General features: G+C 74.1%; 13 protein-coding genes. 6 read left to right on the top strand and 7 right to left on the bottom strand.

Features of this window, described 5'->3' with window-relative positions:
• Positions 1 to 153, top strand: a 153-nt coding sequence (locus CCN33_RS22060) for a trypsin-like serine protease (protein WP_140394620.1), incomplete at its 5' end; no start/stop codon positions are given.
• Between the two features lie 232 nt (positions 154 to 385).
• A complete protein-coding gene (locus tag CCN33_RS22055; RefSeq protein ID WP_086695271.1) occupies positions 386 to 826 on the top strand; it encodes an Immediate-early protein 2 in 441 nt (146 codons plus the stop codon).
• Positions 827 to 881: 55 nt separating this feature from the next.
• On the opposite strand, the gene CCN33_RS22050 is transcribed toward CCN33_RS22055, so the two are convergent.
• From CCN33_RS22050 to CCN33_RS22030, 5 genes are read right to left on the bottom strand one after another with little or no spacing between them, the layout of a single operon-like run.
• Complete coding sequence (locus CCN33_RS22050) at positions 882 to 1,520, bottom strand: LysE family translocator (protein ID WP_086695270.1); 639 nt, start codon at positions 1,518 to 1,520, stop codon at positions 882 to 884.
• Between the two features lie 55 nt (positions 1,521 to 1,575).
• Positions 1,576 to 2,715 (bottom strand): XdhC family protein, encoded by a 1,140-nt coding sequence (locus CCN33_RS22045; RefSeq protein WP_086695269.1) that lies wholly within the window; start codon positions 2,713 to 2,715, stop codon positions 1,576 to 1,578.
• Between the two features lie 25 nt (positions 2,716 to 2,740).
• On the bottom strand, positions 2,741 to 5,134 hold the full coding sequence (locus tag CCN33_RS22040; protein ID WP_086695268.1) for a xanthine dehydrogenase family protein molybdopterin-binding subunit: 2,394 nt from the start codon (positions 5,132 to 5,134) through the stop codon (positions 2,741 to 2,743).
• 1 nt (position 5,135) lies between these two features.
• Complete coding sequence (locus tag CCN33_RS22035; protein ID WP_086695267.1) at positions 5,136 to 5,687, bottom strand: (2Fe-2S)-binding protein; 552 nt, start codon at positions 5,685 to 5,687, stop codon at positions 5,136 to 5,138.
• A complete protein-coding gene (locus CCN33_RS22030) occupies positions 5,687 to 6,580 on the bottom strand; it encodes an FAD binding domain-containing protein (protein ID WP_086695266.1) in 894 nt (297 codons plus the stop codon). Before CCN33_RS22030 ends, CCN33_RS22035 begins: the two co-directional genes overlap by 1 nt.
• 283 nt (positions 6,581 to 6,863) lie before the next feature.
• Between CCN33_RS22030 and CCN33_RS22025 the strand changes: the two genes are divergently transcribed.
• Together CCN33_RS22025 and CCN33_RS22020 are read left to right on the top strand one after the other, a co-directional pair.
• The gene (locus CCN33_RS22025; protein ID WP_086695265.1) at positions 6,864 to 8,537 is read left to right on the top strand and encodes a PucR family transcriptional regulator; all 1,674 of its coding nucleotides are present in this window, start codon (positions 6,864 to 6,866) and stop codon (positions 8,535 to 8,537) included.
• A gap of 208 nt (positions 8,538 to 8,745) precedes the next feature.
• A complete protein-coding gene (locus CCN33_RS22020; protein ID WP_086695272.1) occupies positions 8,746 to 9,513 on the top strand; it encodes a hypothetical protein in 768 nt (255 codons plus the stop codon).
• 23 nt (positions 9,514 to 9,536) lie between these two features.
• Here the strand turns inward: CCN33_RS22020 and CCN33_RS22015 are convergent, their stop codons facing one another.
• Positions 9,537 to 10,325 carry a GntR family transcriptional regulator gene (locus CCN33_RS22015; RefSeq protein ID WP_086695264.1) on the bottom strand — a complete coding sequence of 263 codons (789 nt, stop codon included), beginning with the start codon at positions 10,323 to 10,325 and terminating at the stop codon, positions 9,537 to 9,539.
• Between the two features lie 177 nt (positions 10,326 to 10,502).
• Here CCN33_RS22015 and CCN33_RS22010 point away from each other — a divergent pair, with 177 nt between their 5' ends.
• Positions 10,503 to 11,345 carry a (2Fe-2S)-binding protein gene (locus CCN33_RS22010; RefSeq protein ID WP_086695263.1) on the top strand — a complete coding sequence of 281 codons (843 nt, stop codon included), beginning with the start codon at positions 10,503 to 10,505 and terminating at the stop codon, positions 11,343 to 11,345.
• 197 nt (positions 11,346 to 11,542) lie between these two features.
• Positions 11,543 to 12,580, top strand: a complete 1,038-nt coding sequence (locus tag CCN33_RS22005; RefSeq protein WP_086695262.1) for a DUF2637 domain-containing protein — start codon at positions 11,543 to 11,545, stop codon at positions 12,578 to 12,580.
• A 62-nt stretch (positions 12,581 to 12,642) separates the two neighbouring features.
• Here the strand turns inward: CCN33_RS22005 and CCN33_RS22000 are convergent.
• Positions 12,643 to 12,896 (bottom strand): ATP-binding protein (locus CCN33_RS22000; RefSeq protein ID WP_140394619.1); only part of this gene is annotated, 254 nt, incomplete at its 5' end.

Genomic DNA, 12,896 nt, shown 5'->3' with positions numbered 1-12,896 from the left:
TGCCAGGGCGACAGCGGCGGTCCCCTGATCATCGGGGGCGTCCTGGCAGGGATCACTTCCTGGGGCGAGGGCTGCGCGGAGGCCGGTTACCCGGGGGTCTACACCCGGCTGACCACCTTCTCCAGCCTGGTGACCGCACAGGTCAACTCGTGACCCGGAAGATTTCCCGAGCACGCTCGGGTGCATGACCAGGGGGGCGCTGCGAGCCACCACGAGCGGCCCGCAGCGCCTCCCTATCCATGGTGCGCAGGGGTCACTCCCGGGGGCGTGCCGGCGGGCGTACGGGGCCCCGCGTGCGCCGGTGACACTCCGGTCCATCCGCCGGGCAGGTGACCCGCCGGGGTGAACCCCCAGGTGGCGAAGGGCGATTCCCTACGATCGGGGCGTGTCTCTCTTCACGCTCGAACGCACCGTCCCCCTCTCGCTCGCCGAGGCTTGGCGCCGGCTCACCGATTGGCCCCGGCACGGGGATCTGGTGCCGCTCACCCGGATGACGGTGGTGACGCCCCCGCCGACCGGGGTGGGCACCCGCATCCTGGCCCGTACGGGTGTCGGCCCGCTGGTCTTCGACGATCCGATGGACATCACCGTGTGGCGCCCTCCGCTGGACGGCGAACCGGGGTTCTGCCGGCTGGAGAAGCGCGGCCGGGTGGTGCTCGGCTGGGCGGAGATCGAGGTACGGCCGGGGCCCGGCGGGCGGGCCCGCGTGGTGTGGCGGGAGGAACTGCGCGTGTCCTTCCTGCCCCGCGCCTTCGACGGCGTGGTGACGAGCGCCGCGCAGTGGATGTTCGGACGCGTGGTGAACGGGCTGCTCAGGCGGGAGTGAGCCCCCCCGGCGCGCGGGGGACTTGGGCACGCGGGGAACCCGGGCGCGTGGCCCGTCAGTCCGTACGGCCCGTGACCGCGACCGTCACCCCGAGCCCGACCATGGCGAGCCCGCCCGCGCCGCCCACGGCCGCCAGCCGGCGCGGTGAGCGGGCGAACCAGTCCCGCGCGGCCGAGGCGGCAAGCCCCCAGACGCTGTCGCAGACGAGCGCGATGGCGTTGAACACCAGCCCGAGCAGCAGCATCTGGAGGGGCACCCGGCCCCGAGCGGGGTCGGTGAACTGGGGCAGGACGGCGGCGAAGAACACGATCGTCTTGGGGTTGGCCACCCCGACCACGAACCCGTCCCACAGGGTGCGCGGCCCGCTGTGCGCCGGGGCGTCCGGGGTGAACGCGGCCCGCAGCGAACCGCGCCGCCGCCACGCGGTGACCCCCAGGTACACCAGGTAGGCGGCGCCCGCGAGCTTGAGCACGGTGAAGGCGAGGACCGAGCGCTCCACGACCGACCCCACACCGAGCGCCACGGCCGCGACGAGCACGTACGCGCCCAGCGTGTTCCCGACGACGGTGGTGAGGGCCGCCCGGCGTCCGTGGGCGAGCGCCCGGCCGACGACGAACAGCACGCTCGGCCCCGGCACCACGATCAGCAGCAGGGACAGCGCGGCGAAGGCGAGGAGCCGGTCGGCAGGAAGCATGCCGTCATGCAAGCACGCCCGCCGCAGGGGCCGTAACCGGTTTTTCCGCGCGCGCTCAGGCGGGCGAGCCCATCCCCAGAGGGAGGTCGTGGTGGATCGGGGTGTGGGCGCCGGTCAGCGAGATGCCGGTGCCGCCGCGCCGGGCGGCGACGATCTCCGCGGCGATGGACAGCGCCGTCTCCTCCGGGGTGCGGGCGCCGAGGTCGAGCCCGATCGGCGAACGCAGCCGGGCCAGTTGACGGTCGGTGACACCCGCCTCGCGCAGCCGCTCCAGCCGGTCGAGGTGGGTGCGCCGGGAGCCCATCGCGCCGACGTAGGCGACGGGCAGGCCGAGGGCCAGCCGGAGCAGCGGTACGTCGAACTTGGGGTCGTGGGTGAGGACGCACAGCACCGTGCGGGCGTCGGTCGCGGTGCGCTCCAGGTAGCGGTGCGGCCAGTCGACGACCACCTCGTCGGCCTCGGGGAAGCGGGCACGGGTGGTGAACACCGGCCGGGCGTCGCACACGGTGACGTGGTGCCCGAGGAACTTGCCGACCCGGACCAGCGCGGCCGCGAAGTCGACGGCACCGAACACGATCATGCGGGGCGGTGGGACGGCCGCCTCGATCAGCACGGTGACCGGGCTCCCGCAGCGCGCGCCGCGCGCCCCCACCTCCACGGTGCCGGTGCGGCCCGCGTCCAGGAAGGCGGCCGCCTCGGCGGCGATCGTACGGTCGAGATCCGGGTGGCCGCCGAGGCCGCCGTGCGCCTTGCCGTCGCTGTCGATCAGGAGCGCGCCGCCGAGCAGGTCGGGCGGACCCGCCGTGATCCGGGCGAGCGCCACGGCCCGGCTGTCGGCGGCGGCGCCCAGCGCGGCGGCGAGCACCGGCCGGTGACGGCTGTCGGCACGGACCGGGACCACTAGGACGTCGATGGCTCCGCCGCAGGTCAGCCCCACTCCCAGGCCGCCCTCGTCGTCATACCCGAAGCGCTCCAGCACGGGCCCGCCTCCCGCCAGCACCTGTTGGCACAGCTCGTACACCGCGCCCTCCACGCAGCCGCCGGAGACCGACCCGACGGCCGTGCCCCCGGCGTCGACCGCGAGGGCGGCGCCGGGGTGGCGGGGGGCGCTGCCGCTGACGGCGACCACGGTGGCGACCGCGAAGTCCCGGCCCTCGGCGGCCCACGCGTTCAGTTCCTCGGCGATGTCCAGCATCCGACGGCCTCCTGACGCATCGCTCTCATGCCGTGCCGGTGAGGTGCTCGGGCCGGACCGGGGTGCGGTTCAGCTCGAGTCCGGTGGCGGCGCGGATGGCGGCGAGCACCGCCGGGGTGGACGACAGGGTGGGAGCCTCGCCGACGCCCCGCAGCCCGTAGGGGGCGTGGTGGTCGGCGAGTTCGAGGACGTCGACCGGGATGGTCGGGGTGTCGAGGATGGTCGGGATCAGATAGTCGGTGAAGGACGGATTGCGTACCTTCGCCGTCACCGGGTCCACGAGGATCTCCTCCATCACCGCGACCCCGAGCCCCTGCACGGTGCCGCCCTGGATCTGGCCGAGCACGGAGAGCGGGTTGAGGGCCTTGCCGACGTCCTGGGCGCAGGCCAGCTCGACCACCTTGACCAGGCCCAGCTCGGTGTCGACCTCGACCACGGCGCGATGCGCGGCGAAGGAGTACTGCACATGGCCGTTGCCCTGGCCGGTGCGCCGGTCGAAGGGCTGGGTCGGCCGGTGCCGCCACTCCCGCTCGATCTCGACGCTCTCCCCCTCCAGCACGTCCGCGAGGTCGGCCAGCACCTCACCCCCGTCGGTGACCACCTTGCCGCGCTCCAGCAGGAGTTCGGCGGTGGCCCAAGCGGGGTGGTACGTGCCGAACTTGCGGCGCCCGATCTCCAGCACCTTCTCCCGCACCAGCGCGCAGGCGTTGCGGACGGCGCCGCCGGTGACGTAGGTCTGCCGGGAGGCGGAGGTCGAACCGGCGCTCCCCACACGGGTGTCGGCGGGCTGGATGGTCACCTTCTCCACCCCCAGTTCGGTGCGGGCGATCTGCGCGTGCACGGTGACCCCGCCCTGGCCGACCTCCGCCATCGCGGTGTGCACGACGGCGACCGGCTCCCCGGCGACGACCTCCATGCGGACCCGGGCGGTGGAGTAGTCGTCGAACCCCTCGGAGAAACCGACGTTCTTGATGCCGACCGCGTACCCGACCCCGCGCACCACCCCTTCGCCGTGGGTGGTGTTGGAGAGACCGCCGGGCAACTGGCGTACGTCGGCGCCCTCGCTGGACTCCCACTGGCGCTCGGGCGGCATGGGCATCGCCTTGACCCGGCGCAGGAGTTCGGCGACCGGGGCGGGCGAGTCCACCACCTGTCCGGTGGGCAGCGTACTGCCCTGCTCCATCGCGTTGCGCTGCCTGAACTCCACCGGGTCCAACCCGAGTTCCTTGGCCAGCTTGTCCATCTGGGCCTCGTAGGCGAAGCACGCCTGGACCGCGCCGAAGCCGCGCATCGCCCCGCAGGGCGGGTTGTTGGTGTAGAGCGCGACGGCCTCGATGTCCACGTCGTCGACGTCGTACGGGCCGATGCCGAGGGAGGCGGCGTTGCCGACGACGGCCGGGGAGGCGGAGGCGTAGGCGCCGCCGTCCAGGACGATCCGGCACTTCACATGGGTGAGCAGGCCGTCCCGGGTCGCGCCGTGCTCGTAGGTCAGTTTGGCCGGGTGGCGGTGGACGTGGCCGAAGAAGGACTCGAACCGGTCATAGACGATCTTCACCGGCCGGCCGGTGCGCAGGGCCAGCAGGCAGGCGTGGATCTGCATCGACAGGTCCTCGCGGCCGCCGAACGCGCCGCCGACCCCGGCCAGCGTCATGCGGACCTTGTCCTCGGGCAGGCCCAGGACGGGGGCGATCTGGCGCAGGTCGGAGTGGAGCCACTGGGTGGCGATGTAGAGGTGGACCCCGCCGTCCTCCTCGGGCACCGCGAGCCCGGACTCGGGGCCGAGGAACGCCTGGTCCTGCATGCCGAAGGTGTACTCGCCGCGCACGATCACATCCGCCCGCCCGGCGGCCGCGGCCGCGTCGCCGCGCACGATGGGCTGGCGGTGCAGGATGTTGGGGTGGGTCGCGTAGGGGGCGTAGTGGTCGGTGCGGCCCTCGTGGACCAGGACCGCGCCGGGGGCGGTGGCGGAGATCTCGTCGGTGACGACGGGGAGTTCCCGGTACTCCACGCGGATCCTGGCGGCGGCCCGCCGGGCGGTCTCGGGGTGGTCGGCGGCGACGGCGGCGACGGGTTCGCCGTGGTGGCGGACCTTGCCGTGGGCGAGGACCGGGGTGTCCTGGATCTCCAGGCCGTAGGTGCGTACGTCGGTGGGCAGGTCGTCGTAGGTCAGGACGGCGTGCACGCCGGGCAGGGCGAGGGCCTCGGAGACGTCGATGCTCACGATCTCGGCGTGGGCGACGGTGGAGCGCAGCAGGTGGCCCCAGAGCATGTCCTCGTGCCACAGGTCGGAGGAGTAGGCGAACTCGCCGGTGACCTTGAGGATGCCGTCCGGGCGGAGCGTGGACTCGCCGATGCCGCCCGCCGCCTGGGCGCCCTGGGTGATCTTCGTGGGGGCGCCGGCCGGTCCGGGTGCGGGCATGTCAGACCTCCTCGGCCTGCCGGGCGGCCGCCAGGCGGACCGCGTCCATGATCTTCTCGTAGCCGGTGCAGCGGCACAGGTTGCCGGAGAGCGCCTCGCGGATGTCGGCGTCGGTGGGCTCCGGGTTCTGTTCCAGGAGTTCGTCGGCGGCGACCAGCAGGCCGGGGGTGCAGAAACCGCACTGGACGGCGCCGGCGTCGATGAACGCCTGCTGGATCGGCGCCAGTTGTGCGCCCTCCCCGGGCACCGGCTGCCAGCGCCGGGCCTCGTCCAGGCCGACGCCGGGCGCGGTGGCGCGGCGCCCTTCGGCGTGGTCGGCCAGGCCCTCGACGGTGACGACCTCGCGGCCCTCGGCCTGGCCGGCCGCGACCAGGCAGGAGCAGACCAGCTCGCCGTCCAGGCGGACGGTGCAGGAGCCGCACTCGCCCTGTTCGCAGGCGTTCTTGGCGCCGGGGAGGCCGAGGCGTTCGCGCAGCACGAAGAGCAGGGACTCGCCCTCCCAGACGTCGTCGGCCTGCTGCGGGCGTCCGTTGACGGTCAGACTGACGCGCATCACGCGGCTCCTTCGGTGGCTCGGCACCCGCCCCGGTAGGACTCCCAGGCCCACATCAGCGTGCGGCGGGCCAGCACGCCGATCGCGTGGCGCCGGTAGCCGGCGGTGCCGCGCACATCGTCGATGGGGTTGCAGGCGGCGGCGCACAGGGCGGCGAACTGCTTCACGGCCGAGGGCGCGACGATCTGTCCACTCTCCCAGAACCCGCCCTCCTCCAGCGCCGAGTTGAGGAACTGCTCGGCCACCTCCGCCCGGATCGGGGTGGGCGCGGCGGAGCCGATGCCGGTGCGGACGGTACGGGTTTCGGGGTGCAGGGCGAGGCCGAAGGCGCACACCGCGATGACCATGGCGTTGCGGGTGCCGACCTTGGAGTACTGCTGGGGGCCGTCCGCCTTGGCGATCCGGACGGCGCGGATCAGCTCGTCGGGCTCCAGGGCGTTGCGCTTGACCCCGGTGTAGAAGGCGTCGACGGGAATGAGCCGGGTGCCGCGCGCCGCCGATTCCGCCTCGACCTCGGCCCCGGCCGCGAGCAGCGCCGGGTGGGCGTCACCGGCGGGCGAGGCGGTGCCGAGGTTGCCGCCGACCCCGCCCCGGTTGCGGATCTGCGGCGAGGCGACGGTGTGCGCGGCGAGCGCGAGACCGGGCAGCTCGGCCCGCAGGTGGCGCATGATCCGGGCGTACGGGACGGAGGCGCCCAGGCGTACGGAGTCCGTGCCGGTCTCCCACTCGGTCAGCTCGCCGATGCGGGTGAGGTCCAGGAGGTGGGTGGGGCGGCGGTGGTCGAAGTTGATCTCCACCATCACATCGGTGCCCCCGGCGATCGGCACGGCGGTGGGGTGCTCGGCCTTCGCGGCGAGCGCCTCCTGCCAGCTTGCGGGGCGAAGGAATTCCATGGCCCGGCTCTCTTCTTCCGTCTCATGACACGGGGCTCGTGAAGTCAGTACACCGGTCCTTCTTCCAACGGTGTCAGTCACCGAAAACCCGAAGGAGTTGGCTGGCCACGGCGGTCATCTTGTAGATTCGTATGAACGAAGGCCCTCGGCAACCCCTCCGTTTTCCTCCGGAAACACAGGAGACACCGCAGGTGCGGGGCACGGCCCGCGCGCCCCGCGCCGGCTCCGCCTCCGTCACCCATCCAGATCACGAAGAGTTTCGACACAGAACGGCGGCGACGAGATGCGGCTGCGCGCACTGCTGGACACCGATGCGCTGGGGCTGCGGCTGCTCGGCGGCGAGGACGAGCTGGACCGTACGGTCCGCGGGGTCATGACGACCGACCTGCGGGACCCGAGCCGCTACCTCTCCGGCGGCGAGCTGGTCCTCACCGGCCTGGCCTGGCGCCGGGACGCCGCCGACTCCGAGCCGTTCGTCCGCCTTCTGGTACAGGCCGGGGTCACCGCCCTGGCCGCCGGGGAGGCCGAGCTGGGAGACATACCCGAGGACCTGGTGGTGGCCTGCGCCCAGCACCGGATGCCGCTGTTCGCGGTGCACGAGTCGGTGGCCTTCGCCACCATCACCGAGCACGTGGTGCGCCAGGTCTCCGGCGAGCGCGCCGGAGACCTCGCCGCGGTGGTGGACCGGCACCGGCGCATGATGACCTCCGGCCCGGCGGGCGGCGGGCCCGACGTGGTCCTCGACCTGCTCGGCAGCGACCTCGACCTGCGCGCCTGGGTGCTCTCCCCCACGGGCCGCCTGATCGCCGGGTCCAAGGTCGCGGGCCCGGCGCTGCCGCCGGATACCTGCGCGCGGCTGGCCGCCGAGCACCTGGCCGCCGTACGCACCGGGCGGCGCGGGCCGCACCGGGTGCAGCTCGACGGCGTCACGTACTCCCTGTTCCCGGTCCGCTCCTCCGGCCGCGCGCCGCAGGCGGTGCCGGACGCGCGGGAGACGGTGCTGTCGGACTGGCTGCTGGCCGTCGAGGCGGACGCCGCCGACTGGCCCGAGGAGCGGCTCGACCTGCTCCGGGGCGTCACCCAGCTCATCGCCGTCGAGCGGGACCGGCGCGACGCCGCCCGTACGGTACGGCGCCGGCTCGCCCAGGAGGTGCTGGAGCTGGTGCAGAGCGGGGCCGCGCCCGCCGAGATCGCGGCGCGCCTCAGGGTCGCCGCGCCCGTGCTGCTGCCGGGGCTCGGGGCGGCGCCGCACTGGCAGGTCGTCGTGGCCCGGGTCGAGTGGGAGGACGGCACGGCGGCGGGCGGCCCCGTCGCCCAGTCGCTGCTGGAGGAGGTCCTCGTCGACCCCCTGGCCACCGGCCCGGAGCCGGCCGACCGGGTCGCGGTCGCGCACTCCGGGGACGAGGCCGTGGCGCTGGTGCCGCTGCCCGCCGTCTCCGCCGAGCACGACGGCTCCGAGGCCGGGCTGCACGCCGACGCGCTGCTGCGCTCGGTGCGCGAGGCGCTGTCGGCGGGACTGGAGGGCGACGGACGGCTCACCCTCGGCGTGTCCGCCGCCGTGCACTCGGCGGAGGGGCTGCGCGGGGCGCTGGAGGAGGCCCGGCACGCCCGCCGGGTCGCCGCGGCCCGGCCCGGCCGGGTGTGCGCGGCGGGGCACCAGGAGCTGGCCTCGCACGTGCTGCTGCTGCCGTTCGTCCCGGACGACGTGCGGCGCGCCTTCACCGCCCGGCTGCTGGACCCGCTCACCGAGTACGACCGGCGGCACCGGGCCGAGCTGATCCCGACGCTGGAGGCCTTCCTCGACAGCGACGGCTCCTGGACGCGGTGCGCGAGCCGGCTCCATCTGCACGTGAACACGCTGCGATACCGGGTGGGGCGGATCGAGCAGCTGACGGGCCGGGACCTGTCCCGGCTGGAGGACAAGCTGGACTTCTTCCTCGCGCTGCGGATGAGCTGAGGACCGCCGTAGGGGCGTGATCAGCGCGGTCGGCGCCGGGGGGCGAATTCGATCTTCCGGCGCCACGGGACGGCCGTTCGGCCCCCGGTCCGCAACTTTGTGAAAAGTTTCACCCACCCTCTTGGCCCGGCCCGGTGATCGGTGCTGGAATGCACGCACTCAACAGCTCGACGGCGTGCTCGGGGAGGGCAACGTGGCGTATCCCGCCATGTCTGGTGACGGAACGACCGCCGATGACGATCCGCTCCAGACCGCGGTGTGGCGGCTGCGCTCACGGGCCTGCTGGGCCGACGCGGCGGCCCTCCTGCCCACGGACACCCCCCGGGCGACGCTCCAGCGGGCCGCGCTGCTGGTGGAGCGGTGCCTGTACACCGAACGGGGCTGGGAGGCGGCCGAGGACGCGCTGCGCACCGCCGAGGCGCGGGCCCACAGCGACGAGGAGCGCGGGGCGGCCGCCTGCGAGCGGGGCCGGCTCGCCTACACCTCCACGCTCCACCGCGTACGGGACCGGGCCGACGAGGCGCGGGCCGCGCTCGGCCGGGCCGCCGCGCTGATCCCGCCGGGGGCTCCGGGGCGGGCCCTGCTGGACTTCCGCCGGGGCCTGCTCGCCGAGAACCTGACCCACTCCCCGCAGGCCGCCCGCGCCGCCTACCGCCGGGCCCACGCGGGCGCCACCGCCCAGTCCGACCCGCTCCTCCTCTCCTGCACCTGGCGCCACCTCGCTCAACTGGCCCTGCGCGAAGGGGAACTGGCCGAGGCCCGGCACGGCTTCGCCGAATCCCTCCGCCTCCGCGAAGACCTCGGCTACCTGATCGGCACCGCCCCCGCCCTGGTCTCGCTCGCCGAGACGGAACCCGAACCCGAGGCGACCCGCCTCCGCGAGGAGGCCGGCCGCCTCTTCCGCCTGCTGGGCGGCCTCCCGACCTGGCTCGCCGACCACCTGAGCCCGCCGGCACCGGGGGCGGCCACGGCCTGAGGGGGCCGCGTCCCCCCGTCCCGCTACTGGTCCCGCTGTGCGAAGTGTTCCGCCACCAAGTCCCCCACCAGGTCCACGTCTCCGCACGCCAACGCGTCCAGGAGGGCGGTGTGCTGGGCGGCGTCGCGGAGAAGGACCGCGCGGTGCTGGCGGGGTGGGGTGGCGGCGAGGGGCCACTGGGCGCGGCGGTGGAGGTCCTCGGCGATGCGGAGGAGCTGTTCGTTGCCCGCGAGGGCGAGCAGGGCACGGTGGAAGGCACGGTCGGCCTCGGCGTAGCGGGCCGGGCAGCCGGCGGCGGCAGCGCGGGCGGTGTCCTCGGCGAGCGGGCGCAGCTCGGCGAAACGGGCGGCCGGGACGTTGCCGGCCAGCCGCAGCAGGACGGGGACTTCGAGCAGCGCCCGTACCTCCGCCAGCTCGGCCAGCTCGCGGGCCCCGCGCCGCACCACCCGGAACCCGCGGTTGGGGACGACCTCGACGGCGCCCTCCAGCGCGAGCTGCTGCATGGCCTCGCGGACGGGCGTGGCGGAGACCCCGAACCGCTCACCCAGCACCGGCGCCGAATAGACCTCGCCGGGACACAGTTCCCCGGTCGTCAGCGCGGAGCGCAGCGCGTCGAGGATCTGCCCGCGCACCGAGGCCCGCTGCACGACGGCGCGCGGCCGGGGCAGCGGCGGCTCGCTGTGGGTGTGCTCGCCCCGTACCGCCGACACGTCCTCGGCCCGTTCGCGGGACCGGTCCGGTACCCGCGCGGCGGGCTGGGCGGCGTGCCGGGGCAGCCCCGTACCGGAGACGTCGTGCAGGCCCTGCTTCACGGGTCCTCCTCGGGCTGTTCGGCGGCCGGGGTCCGCCCCGGGCACGGACGACGGACCGTCACATGTCCGTCAAGCACCTTAGGCGCAGGAGACGGCACTTCAAATTCCCGGAAAGATGGGTAAGGTTAGCCTTACCTGTACGCCCGCCCCCGCGTTCGAAGGATCGGTGGTCCCGCCATGCTCGCTACGGCCTCGCCGCTCACCGCAGCGTACGCCCGGCTCGGCGAGGTCTTCCCGGGACTGACCGTGACGGTCATGGAGGACCCGGCACAGCCCCTGCCCGTGGGCGACGGCTGGGTCACCGCCGACGGACTCGCGGCGGGCGGCGCCCAGCTCGACTCCTTCCTCGCCTGGGACGACGCCCAGGTGCTGCGGGACTACGGCCGGCGCGCACGCCCGGACGTCGTCGCCGGCTTCGGTCTGCACCGCTACGCGTGGCCCGCCTGTCTTCTGATCACCGTCCCCTGGTTCCTGCACCGCCGCGTCCCCCGGCTGCCCGCGGCCCACGTCGCCTACCACCGCACCGAGGGCCGGATGACCGTACGGCCGGGCACCTTCGCCTGTCTGCCGGACGACCCGGCGGCCGGGCTGCCGGAGGCGGTCGTGGTGGCCGACGAGGAGGCGCTGCGCGCCGAGGTGCGCACGGCCGTCGCCGAGCATCTCGAACCCGTACTGGGCGGCTTCGGCCCGCGCATGCGGCGGCGCGGCCGCGCGCTGTGGGGCATGGCGACGGACGAGATCGTCGAGGGCCTGTGGTACCTCGCCTCCCTCTTCGGCGAGGGCGAGGAGCGGCGCGCGATGCGTGAGCTGGAGCTGCTGCTGCCGGGCACCACCCGCCCGTACGCGGGCTCGGCCGCGTTCCGCGAGCTGACCGGTCCGGACGGCGCCCCGGTGGCCACCCGCGACCGGGTGAGCTGCTGCATGTTCTACACGCTGCGCCCCGAGGACACCTGCGCCACCTGCCCCCGCACCTGCGACAGCGACCGCGTCGCCCGCCTGACGACGGCCGCGGCGGCCTGAACGAGCCGGAACCACTCGTTCGAGCGGCGGAAATCGAACTCAACTACCCCTGCGCAGCACACAGTTCGAGCAGAACGACGCCATCGCGGCGCCTCCGCGCCCCTTTGAAGGACCGTTGCCTCGAAATCCCCGGACGACCGCCGGGAATGGGTCACTATGACGGGCGATACGCCCTATCCCAAGGCAAGGGACCCCTGATGCGAATGACCGACATATCGCTGAACTGGCTGCTTCCGGGCGCCGTGCTGCTCCTGGGCGTGCTGGCGGCGATCGCGGTGCTCGCGCGCGGCAAGCGCTCCTCCGGGGAGAAGGCGGGTGCGGACGACTCCTGGGAACGCAGCGAGGAGCGCCGCAGGCGCAAGGAGGCGGTCTACGGCACCGCCTCCTACGTCCTGCTGTTCTGCTGCGCCGCGGTGGCGGCGGCCCTCTCCTTCCACGGCCTGGTCGGCTTCGGCGAGCAGAACCTCGGCCTCACCGACGGCTGGCAGTACCTGGTGCCGTTCGGCCTGGACGGCGCGGCCATGTTCTGCTCGGTCCTCGCCGTGCGCGAGGCCAGCCACGGCGACGCAGCGCTGGGTTCCCGGATGCTGGTGTGGATGTTCGCCGCCGCCGCGGCCTGGTTCAACTGGGTGCACGCGCCCCGGGGAATCGGCCACGACGGGGCTCCGCAGTTCTTCTCCGGCATGTCCCTGTCGGCGGCGGTGCTGTTCGACCGGGCGCTGAAGCAGACCCGCCGGGCGGCCCTGCGCGAACAGGGTCTGGTGCCGCGCCCGTTGCCCCAGATCCGCATCGTCCGCTGGCTGCGGGCACCACGCGAGACCTATGGGGCCTGGTCGCTCATGCTCCTGGAGGGTGTGCGCAGCCTGGACGAGGCGGTCGAGGAGGTACGCGACGACAAGCGGGAGAAGAGCGAGGCCCGTCAGCGCCGGCGCGACCAGCAACGCGTGGAGCGCGCCCAGTTGAAAGCACTGAGCCGAGGCGCCCGGAGCGTCGTGAGCCGGACGCCCGCGCGGACGGTGGAGGTGCAGATGGACCGCGCCCCCGCCCCGGCGACCGGGGAGCCGGCCATAGCGGCGGAAAAGCTGACCGCCCGCTCACGGCCCTCGCTGCAGTCGGTCCGCAAGGGCGCCGAGCCGGTCACCGTCGACCTCACCGCGGAGGACGACACGATGGCGCTGCCCCGGCTCGACTCGCTGGAGCGCAAACTGAAGGACCTTGAGCAGCAGTTCGGCTGAGGCCGAGCGGCGACGGGGTGGGGACGCGATTCGTCAGGAGCGCGTCCCCACCCCGTCGTCGTCTATGCGGCCGCCGAACCCAGTTCGAACCAGACCGACTTGCCCACCGCGTGCGCCCGTACCCCCCAGGCGTCCGCGAGGGACCGCACCAGGACCAGGCCGCGACCGCCTGTGTCCTCGTCCGGGGTGGGGGTGCGCATCAGGGGCCCTCGGGTCATGAAGTCCCTCACCTCCACACGGAGTCCGCGCGGGGAGACCACGGCGGTCAGGACCGCGTCGTCGTCGGTGTGCACCAGGGCGTTGGTGACGAGTTCGC

This window comes from Streptomyces recifensis, assembly GCF_002154615.1.
Lineage (GTDB): Bacteria > Actinomycetota > Actinomycetes > Streptomycetales > Streptomycetaceae > Streptomyces > Streptomyces griseoluteus.
This window is presented reverse-complemented; position numbering and strand designations above follow the sequence as displayed.

Bases quoted from the DNA above. Each gene is read 5' to 3' on its own strand.
- CCN33_RS22050 (WP_086695270.1), bottom strand. From the start codon at position 1,520: ATGCTTCCTGCCGACCGGCTCCTCGCCTTCGCCGCGCTGTCCCTGCTG.
- CCN33_RS22045 (WP_086695269.1), bottom strand. From the start codon at position 2,715: ATGCTGGACATCGCCGAGGAACTGAACGCGTGGGCCGCCGAGGGCCGG.
- CCN33_RS22040 (WP_086695268.1), bottom strand. From the start codon at position 5,134: ATGCCCGCACCCGGACCGGCCGGCGCCCCCACGAAGATCACCCAGGGC.
- CCN33_RS22035 (WP_086695267.1), bottom strand. From the start codon at position 5,687: ATGCGCGTCAGTCTGACCGTCAACGGACGCCCGCAGCAGGCCGACGAC.
- CCN33_RS22030 (WP_086695266.1), bottom strand. From the start codon at position 6,580: ATGGAATTCCTTCGCCCCGCAAGCTGGCAGGAGGCGCTCGCCGCGAAG.
- CCN33_RS22025 (WP_086695265.1), top strand. From the start codon at position 6,864: ATGCGGCTGCGCGCACTGCTGGACACCGATGCGCTGGGGCTGCGGCTG.
- CCN33_RS22020 (WP_086695272.1), top strand. From the start codon at position 8,746: ATGTCTGGTGACGGAACGACCGCCGATGACGATCCGCTCCAGACCGCG.
- CCN33_RS22010 (WP_086695263.1), top strand. From the start codon at position 10,503: ATGCTCGCTACGGCCTCGCCGCTCACCGCAGCGTACGCCCGGCTCGGC.
- CCN33_RS22005 (WP_086695262.1), top strand. From the start codon at position 11,543: ATGCGAATGACCGACATATCGCTGAACTGGCTGCTTCCGGGCGCCGTG.